General features: G+C 28.8%; 13 protein-coding genes. 1 reads left to right on the forward strand and 12 read right to left on the reverse strand.

Going from position 1 to position 13834, the window contains the following annotated elements; genetic code table 11:
- Positions 1–508 precede the first annotated feature (508 nt).
- Positions 509–2740, forward strand: coding sequence for a TonB-dependent receptor family protein (locus BTO16_RS05270; RefSeq protein ID WP_105020586.1), 2232 nt, complete (start codon positions 509–511; stop codon positions 2738–2740).
- Positions 2741–2923: 183 nt separating this feature from the next.
- Here the strand turns inward: BTO16_RS05270 and BTO16_RS05275 are convergent, their stop codons facing one another.
- From BTO16_RS05275 to ccoS, 12 genes are all read right to left on the reverse strand, one after another.
- A complete protein-coding gene (locus BTO16_RS05275; RefSeq protein ID WP_105020587.1) occupies positions 2924–3361 on the reverse strand; it encodes a glycosyltransferase in 438 nt (145 codons plus the stop codon).
- A gap of 433 nt (positions 3362–3794) precedes the next feature.
- Positions 3795–4496 carry a LytR/AlgR family response regulator transcription factor gene (locus BTO16_RS05280; protein ID WP_105020588.1) on the reverse strand — a complete coding sequence of 234 codons (702 nt, stop codon included), beginning with the start codon at positions 4494–4496 and terminating at the stop codon, positions 3795–3797.
- A gap of 105 nt (positions 4497–4601) precedes the next feature.
- Positions 4602–6320: a GAF domain-containing sensor histidine kinase gene (locus tag BTO16_RS05285; RefSeq protein WP_105020589.1), complete on the reverse strand. Its 1719-nt coding sequence runs from the start codon at positions 6318–6320 to the stop codon at positions 4602–4604.
- Positions 6320–6859 (reverse strand): heme NO-binding domain-containing protein, encoded by a 540-nt coding sequence (locus BTO16_RS05290; protein WP_105020590.1) that lies wholly within the window; start codon positions 6857–6859, stop codon positions 6320–6322. Before BTO16_RS05290 ends, BTO16_RS05285 begins: the two co-directional genes overlap by 1 nt.
- Complete coding sequence (locus BTO16_RS05295; RefSeq protein WP_105020591.1) at positions 6859–7269, reverse strand: response regulator; 411 nt, start codon at positions 7267–7269, stop codon at positions 6859–6861. Before BTO16_RS05295 ends, BTO16_RS05290 begins: the two co-directional genes overlap by 1 nt.
- A gap of 128 nt (positions 7270–7397) precedes the next feature.
- On the reverse strand, positions 7398–8102 hold the full coding sequence (locus BTO16_RS05300; RefSeq protein ID WP_105020592.1) for a sulfite exporter TauE/SafE family protein: 705 nt from the start codon (positions 8100–8102) through the stop codon (positions 7398–7400).
- A complete protein-coding gene (locus BTO16_RS05305; protein WP_105020593.1) occupies positions 8102–8548 on the reverse strand; it encodes a FixH family protein in 447 nt (148 codons plus the stop codon). Before BTO16_RS05305 ends, BTO16_RS05300 begins: the two co-directional genes overlap by 1 nt.
- A 90-nt stretch (positions 8549–8638) precedes the next feature.
- Positions 8639–10060: a cytochrome c oxidase accessory protein CcoG gene (gene ccoG, locus BTO16_RS05310; protein ID WP_105020594.1), complete on the reverse strand. Its 1422-nt coding sequence runs from the start codon at positions 10058–10060 to the stop codon at positions 8639–8641.
- Between the two features lie 8 nt (positions 10061–10068).
- Positions 10069–10962: a cbb3-type cytochrome c oxidase N-terminal domain-containing protein gene (locus BTO16_RS05315; RefSeq protein WP_105020595.1), complete on the reverse strand. Its 894-nt coding sequence runs from the start codon at positions 10960–10962 to the stop codon at positions 10069–10071.
- Between the two features lie 12 nt (positions 10963–10974).
- Positions 10975–11142 (reverse strand): CcoQ/FixQ family Cbb3-type cytochrome c oxidase assembly chaperone, encoded by a 168-nt coding sequence (locus tag BTO16_RS05320; RefSeq protein ID WP_105020596.1) that lies wholly within the window; start codon positions 11140–11142, stop codon positions 10975–10977.
- Between the two features lie 5 nt (positions 11143–11147).
- On the reverse strand, positions 11148–13343 hold the full coding sequence (ccoN, locus tag BTO16_RS05325; protein WP_105020597.1) for a cytochrome-c oxidase, cbb3-type subunit I: 2196 nt from the start codon (positions 13341–13343) through the stop codon (positions 11148–11150).
- Between the two features lie 3 nt (positions 13344–13346).
- Positions 13347–13529 (reverse strand): cbb3-type cytochrome oxidase assembly protein CcoS, encoded by a 183-nt coding sequence (gene ccoS, locus BTO16_RS05330; RefSeq protein ID WP_105020598.1) that lies wholly within the window; start codon positions 13527–13529, stop codon positions 13347–13349.
- Positions 13530–13834: the final 305 nt, after the last annotated feature.

Here is a 13834-nt window from a genome sequence, read left to right on the forward strand (position 1 = left end):
TTGTTATTTATATAAATAAAAAGAGGATGTTTTACAGTTTTAAATCGCTTTGAAAGATATTTAAATCCATTTAAAACGGATTCTAAAATAAAACTACATAGGTTCGCCAAATACCTTAAATTTATATGCATCAATCAAATCAAAATTTCCTTTTCTTGGTTAACATCGACTGAATTAAAACATATAAACTCATTAAATTTCACCATTTTATATACCAATGAAAATAGTTATACAGCCTACTTTTTATTATGATTTACAGTCTGTTATTTATTTTTGATTTTAAATGATTTCTAAATTTAAAAACTTCGACGATAGTTCTTAAAACTTCAGTATTTTTTAATAAGTTAAGACTATTCTAAGTCTCTATTTCCTAAACATTCTTTTAAATAGTTTTAAGAAAAAATCTAATATTTGTACATAATTATTCTAAATAAAGTTTGAATATGTGTTACGAGGTTGTACCTTTGGGCCTTTAATCTAAATACTATTTTTAATTAATCTAAATAAAATGAGAACCAGTATTATTGCCTTAATAGTCTTATTTACAATCACTTTAAGCGCACAAGAAAAGAAAAAAAAGGATAAATCCTTAGACTCTATCCAAAAATTAGATGAAGTATTTATCTCAAGTAATGCTATTTTTGGCAACAAGTATATGGCAAAAAATAGAACAGGTTCTGCCTATTATTTATCACCAAAAGAATTAGAAAAATTTGGTTTTACTGATATTAATAGAGCATTAAGAGCAGTACCCGGAGTTACAATTTATGAAGAAGATGGATTTGGTTTAAGACCAAATATTAGTTTGCGAGGAACATCACCAGAAAGAAGTTCTAAAATAACTTTAATGGAAGACGGAGTTTTAATATCTCCTGCCCCTTATAGTGCTTCTGCAGCGTATTACTTTCCAACAATTGCTAGAATGGAAGCTGTTGAGATTTTAAAAGGTAGTAGTCAGGTTCAATTTGGTCCTTTTACAACGGGTGGAGCTATTAATATGATATCGGCTCAAATTCCATCCGAATTTAGCGGTCAAGTTAGAGCGAGTTACGGTAGTTTTAATTCAAATCAACTACAAGCAAAAATTGGTGGTAGTACTAAAAGAATTGGCTATATGGTGCAATACGTAAACTATGGTTCTAACGGATTTAAAACTCTACCAAGCGGCAAAAATACTGGTTTTAATAAAAATGATATCGTTGCTAAAATTGCTATTAATTTATTCCCGGATGCAATTGTGCAACAATCTGTAGAGTTTAAATTTCAATATGCAGATGAAGTAGGTAATGAAACGTATTTAGGTTTATCAGAAAATGATTTTAATGACAATCCGTTTTCTAGATATGCATCTTCAAATGAAGATAAAATGACTACAGATCATACGCAATACATGTTAACTTATAAAGTAGATTTTAATAAAAACACCAGACTAACAACGACAGCTTATCAGAATAATTTTGCAAGAAATTGGTATAAATTAAATGATGTTACTTTTAGCGGAGACAAACAATCTATTGCAACTATTTTAGAAAATCCAACAAATTTATCTAATCATTTTAATATTGTTAACGGAAGTGTTAATTCTGATCTTAATGCCATCGGAGTTAAAGCAAATAATAGAAAGTACTATGCACAAGGTTTACAAACAAAATTAGAATACCATTGGTTTAAAGGCGATACTTTTCATGATTTAGAAATTGGTGCTCGTTATCATTATGACGAAGAAGATCGTTTTCAATGGGTTGATAATTACAGTATTAGCAATACGGGTAAAATGTCGTTAACAACTGCTGGGTTGCCTGGAACAGATGCAAATAGAATTACCAGTGCAAAAGCTTTTGCTACTTATATAACCTACAAATTAAAATATAATAATTGGGTAATTACTCCTGGTGCTCGCTATGAAAACATCACATTAAAAAGAGATGATTTTGGTAAAAGTGATGTAACAAGAACTGGTGTAAACCTTGCTTCTAGAGAAAATACTGTAGGTGTTTTTATACCAGGCATTGGTGCAAATTATAAATTTAATAATGATTTTTCGTTATTTGGTGGCGTGCATAAAGGTTTTTCACCTCCGGGAAATCAAGAAGGACAAGAACCAGAAGAAAGTATTAATTACGAATTAGGCACACGTTTTAATTTAGGGAAACTGAAAGCTGAATTTGTTGGTTTCTTTAACGATTATTCTAATCTTTTAGGTAGCGATTTAGCTGCCACTGGCGGAACAGGTTCTTTAGATCAATTTAATGCTGGTGAGGTAAACGTAAACGGAATTGAGTTACTTTTAAACTATAATTTTACTACTGAAAATGCTAAATTTTCTTGGCCTGTTTCTTTTGGATATACATTTACAAATACTAAATTTCAAAATAGTTTTGGCAGTTCTGATGGTTTATGGGGCGTTGTTACTATTGGTGACGAATTACCTTACATACCTAAACACCAATTAAATGCAGCTTTATCTTTAGAACATAAATTGTTCGAAATTAATTTAAACGCTAGACTTAATGGAGCATTTAGAACTTTAGCAGGTACTGGAACTATCCCAAATAATGAAAGAGTAGATTCCAATTTTATAATAGATGTGTCAGGTAAATATTTTTTAAATAAAAACTTAATACTCACTGCAAATATTATTAATTTATTAGATACTACCTATGCAGTTTCTAGAGTACCAGCAGGTTTAAGACCAGGACATCCTTTTGGAGTTTATGCCGGTTTTGACTTTAGATTTTAGATTTAATAAGGTTAATGTCTTAAATGCAAGTTGAAATCTTGAAACAAAAAAACCGAACTAAATGTTCGGTTTTTTTGTTTTAAATTAAAATTAATAAAAACTATATTATCTAAAGTAATATAAATATTATTTTGTGAGGTGTTTAGGAAATTGATTTGGTCTTTATAAAAGTAGGCTAGTTTTCTAATTTAGACACTCTTTATTTAGTAATTCACAAATAGAAAAAACATCAAATAACACATTTCTGTTAGATCTTGTTGGTAAAGCTTTATAATCCTGTTTATTTTCTTTAAAGTTTTTAAGAAAGACTGTTAATGATGATAATGACTCTAGCATATTTGATTTTAAATACACAATAAAATCAAATTCTGATTCACTAGACAATAATCTAGCACCCGATTTTATAGCTGACTTTAAACCCTTATCATGTTTTATATCTACTATAGAAATATTTTTTTTAGATTTAAATTGAATATCTTTTAATAAATTTAAAGTATTATCTGTGCTTGCATTATTAACAAAACAAATTTTATTTGTACTAATATTTGATAAATATTTTTGATCAAAATCAATAATTTCACTCTCGTCGTTTGAGAAAACAATAATTACTCCTGAATTCATTAATTAATATTTTGTGTTTATTATTAGTTATTTTAGGGAGTGCAAACTTATTGTATTAATTGTACTTCTTTTTATATAATCTCAGAGTACTTGAGCTAATTTTAATGAATCTTATTTTATAAATTATAATCTTAAAATAGGTAAAGCATTATTTAAATAATTTTTTTTATGCAATTACAATCAAAATACCTAAATCATAATTTTCTTTTTTTTACTCTAAATTTAACGATGTTTTGTTAAAAGTTTGTGCTACAATATATTTATTTTGATCGACCTGTAGAAGTTACCGCCGTCATAATAAAAAATTAAAAGTATTATTTTTATACTATTAAATCTCTAGTACAAAAATAGACCCCAATTAAGTTTATTTTATTTGTTTTCGCTCTATAGAATTTAACTGTCGATAGAAATGCCAATTACATTAGACCAAAACTTAAAGTAAATCTAACCGTTTCATCAATTCTGGTCTTTTAGACCTACTAACTGGTATTACGTCTTTTTTAATAAGCACACTATTGTCTTCTATATCTATTATTTTTTTTATATTGATAATAAAAGAACGGTGTATTTTTAAAAATAATTCTTCGGGTAGTTTTTCTTCAATCTTTTTTAAAGTTGAATGCACTATGTAATTTTTATCCTCAGTTTTTATATGAATGTAATCTCCTTTTGCTTCAACTAAATAAATACTTGGTAAATCTATTTTAATTAAACGTCTATCTATGTTTACATAAAAATCATTAGACGTATCTTTTGCTTTTGTAGTAGAAGATGCTACTTGAATGTTCTTATTTTGCGCCTTAGCGACTGCTTTCTTAAAACGAGATAATTCTACTGGTTTTAATAAATAATCAATAATAAAGTCATATTCAAAAGCTTCGATAGCAAATTTAGCATCTGATGTTGTTAATATTATTTTAGGAGGATTTTTTAACGATTTTATAAAATCTAAACCATTAAAACCTGGCATATGAATATCTAAAAAAATTAAGTCGACTTTATTTTCATTCAAAAATTTCATTGCTTCAATTGCGCTAGAAAATTCTTCAACAATAGTTAAATCTTCGTTTTCTTTGGCTAGTGTTTTAATAATAACTCTTGCCATTTTCTCGTCATCTACAATAATGCATTTCATAAATTAATTGTATTAAGATATTAATTCTTTTTATAAAGTGCAAAGTAGTAATTTAATGAAGAATAACTTAGGTAAGTTGTTTGTTTTTAAATGAATTATAATGCTTTATTTTTTTATGGTAAAATAAAAAGTAGTTCCTTTATTTATTTCTGATTCAAGCCAAACTTCACCTTTATAAATATCTACAATCTTTTTTACGATAGACAACCCTATTCCAGATGAATTTTTTTCTTTTTTTAATGATTGGAATATTTTAAAAATACTATCAAAATGTCTTTTTTGAATGCCAATACCATTGTCTTTAATTGAGAACTTATAAAATGAATTATAGCTTTCTACATCAATATCTATAAATCCATTTTCTTTATTATTAAACTTAATAGCATTGCCAATTAAATTTTGAAATAATTGTTGAAACTTAGTTTTATCTCCTTTAACAGTAGGTAATTTATTTAAAATATTGATAGAAATTGTATCAGGTACATACAAAACATGAATTAAATTCTTTATCAACAAATCTAATTCTACAACCTCATCTTCTGAAACAACTGCATCTAAACTCGAATATTTTAAAATATCTGAAATTAAATTTTCCATGGTTTCTAAAGTAATATCAATATCTTCAAAATTTTGAAGACTTGCAGCATCAAAAGCATCAATATTATCTGTTTTAACCCAAGATGTTAAAGCTGCTAAACTTCTAAGTGGCGATTTTAAATCATGAGAAACAATGTGTGCATACTCATGTAACTCCTCGTTACTTTTTTCTAATTTTCTTAAAAGCTCTTTATTTATAGATTCTGTTTTATTTCTCTCTCTAATATTTATAGCACTTTTTAATTGAAGAGATACTAAACTTGCAATGTTTTCTATAGTATTTATATGCTCTTGTATAAAATAATTTTTGTTTTTATGCTCTGCGTCGATAACAGCAATTACTTTACCTTCATTCATTATTGGTACAGTTATTTCTGATAATCTTCTTTCATCATCTAAAATATATCGTACGTCCTCGCTTGTATTTATAACTATTTCTGATGTTCCTTTTTTTGCAACATTACCAACGATCCCTTTTCCAAAAGGTATTACAACTTTATTTAAAACTTGCTTACCTTGAATTGCCTTTTTATTGTATGCTGCAATTTGCTCTAGTGTTTTTGCTTTGTTATCAACCAAATAAATAACGCAGTCGTCTGTACTTAGATAATTAGCAATACTGCTAGATATTTCCCAAGCAATATCATAAATATTTTCTTTACCTAAAATTGATTTCATGATATTGTTAATCATATCAAAAATTAACCTTTTCTCTCTTTCAACCGTAATATCTCTAATAATACCTTGCGCCGCTATTGGTTTTTTTAATGAGTCATAAATAAGACTTGCATTAATGTGCACCCATTTAATCTCTTTATTTTTAGTAATGATTCTTGCAGTATAGTCTGTGAATTTTCCTGATTCCATAAGCTCTGAAAAGGATTTCATTGCATACGAATAGTCTTCGTTATAAATAAGGTTAACGACGTTTACTTTTTCTAAATTAAGATCGTATCCAAAAAAGTTTTCTGCAACGTCATTCATCTTCATAACATTACCATCAATATCTATTACTACATAAGAATCATTGATGTTTTCAAAAACACCTTTTAATTGAGATGTTTTTTCATCTAAAAGTGAAGCTAACTTTATGTTTGCTTTATTTAATTCTTGAGACGCATAAAATAATGCTAAAGATTTTTGTTCTAAAATTTCTTCAGCCTGTTTTCTAGCTTTTTTTTGTCGTTCTAAAGCTCTCTCTAAAATGTCAACTTTATCTTGATTCATTAATTTTTGTTTATAATAAATCTTACTTCTGTGCCGTCTTCTTTAATTTTTTCTAAAACTATTTCTGCAGAACTTTTAAAATGCTCAAAGGTTTTATTCATTAAACCTAGACCAAAATGATGCATTGATCTGCTAGATTTATACACCATAATTAATGAATTTATTTTTTTCTCCTCAACAATAAAAGTTGGCAATTCTGCATCTGGATATATTTTTCTAACTTCTACATGAATATGATTTTCAATAGAAGACAACATCTCTATAGGATCTTTATAAGTAGCTAAAAGCCCTGGGTAACTTTTTTCTACAACACTAAAAAAATGCTCACCATAAATTAACAAAAGGTTGTCTATAGAGATACCCGATTTACTACTTAAGTGTTGCAAAAGCTGCAGCATTTCAGAAAAACTATAGGTACCAATAGAGGTGTAAACTCCGCCCGATGCCAATTTAGAATTCTCGATAATACTATCGACCATTTCAATTCCAAATTTTTTTTCAACTAAATCTAAAAACTCTGTAAAAACGATTCCTTTCATTATTTTTCTATAAATTCATTTAAACTCCAATATTTTATAATTGCATTTACTTCTAGCTTATAATCTTCATATTTTAAAGACTTTAAAACGTAGCTCGCAACGCCTAATTTATAACATTCTTGGATATCTTTAATATTACTAGAAGTTGTTAAAACAACTATGGGAATGTGGTTTAAATTGGAATTATTTTTAACCATTTTTAAAAATTCGATTCCATTTGTTTCTGGCATATTCAAATCTAACAAAATAATATCAGGGAAACTATTTTCTAATAAAGAAACTGCTTCACTGCCGTTGTTTGCTACAAAAATTGTGAAGTCACTAAAATCTGATGAGATTGCTCTTTTAAATTTAATTATTTCTATTTTATTGTTTTCAATTAATAAAATTTTTAATTTTTTCTGTAACATTTAAAACTGATTATAAAATTGAATCAAATGTAAATTAAAAAGAAATAATTTTTTACTCTAAATTGCTGAACACGTCTGATGTTTAGTTGAACTTCTTTTAAATAAGGGTGAAATAAAAAACAGCATTGTTAATGACAACCATTTACCGTAATTTCGGTAGCATTTAAAACGGGTTCCAAAGGCGATACAAAAGGAATCCCCAAGCCTAAGCCTCTTAAAATAAAAAGTAAACCGATACAAATAACCAAAACAGGAATTGCTTTTTGAATATTTTTTCTAGCATTTCCTTTTGCAAAACTTCCTGCATAAACAACTGCAGTCATTAAAGGGATTGTGCCCAAACCAAACAGAAACATATACAAACTTCCTGCAAATGCATTAGAAGTAGCTAAAGCACCAAAAATGGCCATATAAACCAATCCGCAAGGTAAAAAACCATTTAAAAATCCGATAGTAAAAAAAGTATCATTTCCTTTCTTTTTTAGTTCTTTACCTAAGTTATTTTTTACTTTAAAAATGATTTTACTAATGCTTTTAGCAAAGCTTAATTTTTGAAATATTTTTGGAAATAAAATTACTAAAACCATGGTAATTCCAACAAGTATAGATAACTGTTGCTGAAATCCGAAGAAATAAAAACCTTTGCCTAAAAAACCAAATAATAATCCTATTAAGCTGTAAGTAAATAATCTACCAAAATGATAACTAAGTATTTGAAAGAATTTTTTTACGGGTTTGTGTCTATCTACAGGCAACATAAAAGCTATTGGTCCGCACATACCTATGCAGTGAAAACTACCCAATAAACCAAATAATATTGCAGATAAAAACATTATAAATTTAATTCTTTTTTAAATAAATACTCTTTATTTTTATAAGACCAAATAACCATTATGTTCCAACGACCACCTAATAAACTTTTCTCAGGCACGAGCAAATATTTTGTAGAAATTGAAATAGGGATCTCAAAATCTAACTGCTTATTAGATGGTCTGTAAAGGAACACTTTCCCTTCAATTTTAGAATACTCTAAACCCTCTGGAAAATTAACAATCAATCCTTGAATTGATTGCTCTATATTTATATTTTCACTTAATTCTGATGCATTTTTTTCTGCATTTATTTGATTTTGAAATTTTAATTCTTGCTGATAATATTTTTCAGTAACCAAATCGTAGCTATATTTTTTATCTGTACTCATTTTAATTACAAAATACATTATAAAGCTCATAAACCCGATAATAGCAATTGTAATACCCGCGCCCCAATTTATTTTCATAATTATTTTTAATTAAACTTTTTATATTAAATACCTAGTTATAAAAACCCGTATGCTTCTTTTATAAAAGTAGTAACTGCAAACTGATAACTACCTATAACTTCTTGGTCCTAGAAAATTAGTAATCGTAGTTTCTATTAATTTATCGCCACTAAAAACACCAATTTCTAAATCAATCTTATCTTTTTTCATTGCTGATGCATTCATTTCTATAAATAAAGTACCTTCTGCTAAACCTTGTTTTGGAACTATAAAATTATGATTTGAAACTAATTTAATGGTTCCTTTGTGAGACAAAATTTTATAACTAACATCTGTAATATCTTCGGTTGTTTTATTAATTACTTTGTATGTATACACATTACTAATAATATTATTTGCTTTGTGCTGATACAATTGTCCTGGTAATCTTAAAATATTTGCTTCTACTTCATTTCTTAAAAATAACATGCCTACTAAAACGCCTATCAAAATTAATAAAACAGCAGAATATCCTTTAATTCTTGGTGAAAATTCAAATGGTTTCTTTTTTACAATATTCTCTTCACTAGCGTATCTAATTAATCCTTTTGGATAGCCAACACTTTCCATTATATGATCACATTCATCAATACAAGCGGTGCAATTTACACACTCTAATTGCGTACCATTTCTAATATCTATTCCTGTTGGGCAAACAACAACGCACTGTTTACAATCTATACAATCACCCTTACCAACAGAAGCTCTATCTTCATCTTTTTTAAATTTAGCTCTGCCTGTTTCTCGTTCTCCACGAACATAATCGTAAGCTACATTTATTGTTTTATTGTCTAATAAAACTCCTTGTAATCTTCCATAAGGACAGGCTATAATGCAAACTTGCTCTCTAAACCAAGCAAACACAAAATAGAAAACACAGGTAAAAATAGTAAGTGAAATAAGTGTTCTAACATTGTCAAAAGGGTTACCAGTTATATAACTTATAAGCGTATCGCCACCAATTAAATAGGCCAAAAACACATTTGCAATTATAAACGATATGATAAAGAAAATAATCCATTTTAAAACTCGTTTACGAATCTTCTCTGCATTCCATGGTTGTTTGCTTAATCGTATTTGTTTTCCTCTATCACCATCAATTAAATATTCTATTTTTCTAAAAACCATTTCTAGAAATATAGTTTGCGGACAAATCCATCCGCAGAAAATACGACCAAAAATTACTGTAAAAAGGATAATAAAAACGACCCCAATTATCATTGAAATTACCAATAAATAAAAATCTTGTGGCCAAAATGGAAATCCGAAAATATTAAACTTACGCTCTAAAATATTAAATAACAATAACTGATTTCCGTTAATTTTTATAAATGGAGCAGATAATAAGAAAGCAAGTAAAAAGTAACTAACGTAGGTTCTATACTTATAAAATATTCCACTCGGTTTTTTAGGGAAAATCCAAGAACGATTACCCGATTTATCAATCGTACCAATACTATCTCTAAATTGCTCTTTTTCTTGGTTTTCCATACATTAAGCTATTCTATTACTTCTTTAGTTTCTGTAGTCTCTACCGCCGTTGTTTCCCACTTTTCGCCTTGCGGATCTTTGCCTACTGCTGGTGTTGTTCCTTGAAGCGAAATTACATAACTAGCAACTTTTGCCATATCTGCAGGCTTTAAAGTATTTTTCCAAGATATCATTCCTTTACCATCTCTACCACCATTTAAAAGGGTGTTAAACACGTTTTTTATTCCACCACCTAAAATCCAATATTCATCAGTTAAATTAGGACCAATAGAACCTCCTCCGTCGGATAAGTGACAAGATGCACAGTTTAAATTAAACACAGCTCTACCTCTATTTAAATCAGTAGCATCTGTTAAAAGTATAATATTATCGGCAGTTATTAAATCTGTTGCTGTTGCTTTATAGGTATTTAATGCTGCTTTTGCTTCTGCAACCGCTTTATCGTATTCTACAATTTGGCTATCGCCGTCTAAAACTTCAAAACGTATTAAATAGACTATAGCAAATACAATAGAAGCATAAAACATATACTTCCACCAAGGAGGAAGAGAATTGTCTAATTCTTTAATTCCGTCATAGTTATGATCTAAAATTATTTCTTGCTCATTTTCTATATCTTTAGAGTCTGTCCAAGATTTTAATAATAGCTTAATCCAGTCTTTTGGTGGTTCTGGTACAACACCGTCTTTTTCATTTTGTAATTCTTTCGCTTTTGTAGTAGCTAAAACATTTACCATTTCTTTGGCTACCACTACTAAAACAAAACCTATTAACGCTAACCAGACTAATGGGTTTTCATAAAAATTAAGCGGATTTTTATAAACCATAAATGATTTTGCCAATGCAAAAAATGTAACAAGAACAAAAAGGATATATACTGTTGATTGAAAATATTTTTTCATTTTAATTTATTTTTAATGATCTAATGGTAAATTACTTACGGTATTTATATACTCTTTTTTTGCTGTAAAAACCCACCAAAATAAGGCTACAAAAAAAGTAAAAAATATAATTAAAGAAATTAAAGGATAAATTTCTATACCAATAATACTCTCCATGTGTCCTTTTATAAATTTCAACATCGTTTCTAGTTTTTAGTGATTTTTTGTTCGTCTTTTACTTTAATATCAGTTCCAAGTCTTTGGATGTAAGCAATGATTGCAACAATTTCTCTGTCTTTCATTTCTATAAAGTCTTGTCCATTTTCTTTCGCATACTTTTTATCAGCTTCATAATTTTTTGCAAAGTCTGGGTCTTGATATAAGTTATCTTCAATTTGTTGTCCTTGAGCATCCATTAAAGCTTGCGCATTTGCAATTTCTTCATTAGAATACGGCACGCCCAAAGTAACCATAGCTTTCATTTTATCTTGAGTATCAGACTTATCAAGTTTGTCGTTTATCAACCATTTATAAGATGGCATAATTGAACCTGGGGAAGTACTTTGAGGATCGTACATGTGGTTTAAATGCCAGCTATCAGAATATTTAGCTCCAATTCTATGTAAATCTGGTCCTGTACGTTTAGATCCCCATAAAAATGGATGGTCATAAACAAATTCTCCTGCTTTAGAGTACTCTCCATAACGCTCAACTTCGCTTCTAAACGGACGAATCATTTGTGAGTGACAACCTACACAACCCTCTCTTATGTATAAATCTCTACCTTCTAATTCTAAAGGTGTATAAGGTTTTACTGTGCTGATAGTTGGAATGTTAGATTTTATTAATAAAGTTGGAATAATTTGAATAGCACCTCCAATTAAAATTGCTATGGTTGCAAAAATGGTTAGTTTAATAGGTTTTCTTTCTAACCAAGTGTGCCAGCCTTCGCCTTTTGTTCTGTATTTAGAAACTTTAGTTAAGGCTGCAACCTCTGCTAATTCATCTTCTACTCCGCTTCCTGCTTTTACCGTTTTTACAACATTGTATAACATTACAATTGCTCCAATAATAAACATGGTTCCTCCAATTGCGCGCATCCAATACATTGGGATTATTTCGTTTACGGTTTCTAGGAAGTTTCCATACGTTAAAGATCCATCAGGATTAAACTGTTTCCACATAGAAGCTTGCACAAAACCAGCAACATACATTGGTAAGGTGTATAAAATAATTCCTAAAGTTCCTATCCAAAAGTGAAAGTTTGCTAAGGCAATAGAGTATAATTTTGTTTTAAACATTCTTGGTATTAACCAATATAGCATCCCAAAGGTAAAAAAACCATTCCAAGCTAATGCACCAACATGTACATGCGCAATAATCCAATCACTATAGTGTGCAATTGCATTTACGTTTTTAAGCGATAACATGGGACCTTCAAAAGTTGCCATACCATAACCCGTAATTGCAACTACCATAAATTTTAAAACAGGATCTGTTCTCACCTTATCCCAAGCACCTCTCAAAGTTAAAAGTCCGTTGATCATTCCTCCCCAAGAAGGCGCTAACAACATGATAGAAAATGCAACCCCTAAATTTTGAGCCCACTCTGGTAATGAAGTGTATAATAAGTGGTGTGGTCCTGCCCATATATAAATAAAGATTAAAGACCAGAAGTGTACAATTGATAATCTATAGGAATAAACTGGCCTGTTTGCCGCTTTAGGTACAAAATAATACATTAAACCTAAAAACGGAGTTGTTAAGAAAAATGCAACTGCATTATGGCCATACCACCATTGTACTAGCGCATCTTGCACACCAGCGTAAACAGAGTAACTTTTAAAGAAACTAACTGGTAATGCTAAACTATTAAAAATGTGAAGTACAGCTACAGTTACAAATGTTGCTAAGTAAAACCAAATTGCCACATATAAATGACGTTGTCTTCTTTGTAAGATAGTCCAAATCATATTTACACCAAATGCAACCCATACAAGCGCTATCGCAATATCTATTGGCCATTCTAATTCTGCATATTCTTTAGATGATGAATATCCTAAAGGTAAAGTTATTGCTGCTGCAACAATAATAATTTGCCATCCCCAAAAATTAAAATTACTTAAAAAATTACTCGCCATTCTAGCCTTTAGTAATCTTTGAAGGGAATAATAAACACCTGCAAAAATTGCATTTCCTACAAATGCAAAAATTACAGCATTGGTATGTAAAGGTCTTAATCGACCAAAACTTAACCAAGGAATTCCTTCTGTATAATATGGAAACAAAAACATAAAAGCAAGCATAAGACCTACTGTAAACCCTACTATACCCCACAATAACGTGGCATAGATAAATTTCTTTACGATTTTATTATCGTAATAAAATTGTTGCATTTCCATAATTTAATTTTTAATTTTAGTTGATTTTTCTTTTTTATCTTTTACTAATTCGTCATCAAACAGCATGCGCACAGATGGTGTGTAAGAATCGTCAAATTGTCCAGTTTTTACTGAATATATAAATGCGATAAAAAATAAGATTGCTACTATAATACTAATAGTTAGTAGAAGGTATATTACGCTCATATCTTGCCTGATAATTTGATACCTCAAAAATAATTCTGATAGGCGTATTAAAATATGACATTTGTCATGTTTAGACTTTTTATTAAAAAAATAACAACAAAAAAGACCAAGATTTTTAAGGTCTTGGTCTTAATGTATATTTTTAAAAAAATTGTCTAAAAAATAATAGATTCTATTAAAAAAACGATGCTAATTAAAAGAATAATTATTGAACAAATGTCTAAAAAATTAATTTTTGAATTATTATAATCGTTTCCATCATTGTAATCACTGGGGTCTTCTAATTCATTATAATCGGGAGAATT

This window comes from Polaribacter glomeratus (assembly GCF_002954665.1).
Lineage (GTDB): Bacteria > Bacteroidota > Bacteroidia > Flavobacteriales > Flavobacteriaceae > Polaribacter > Polaribacter glomeratus.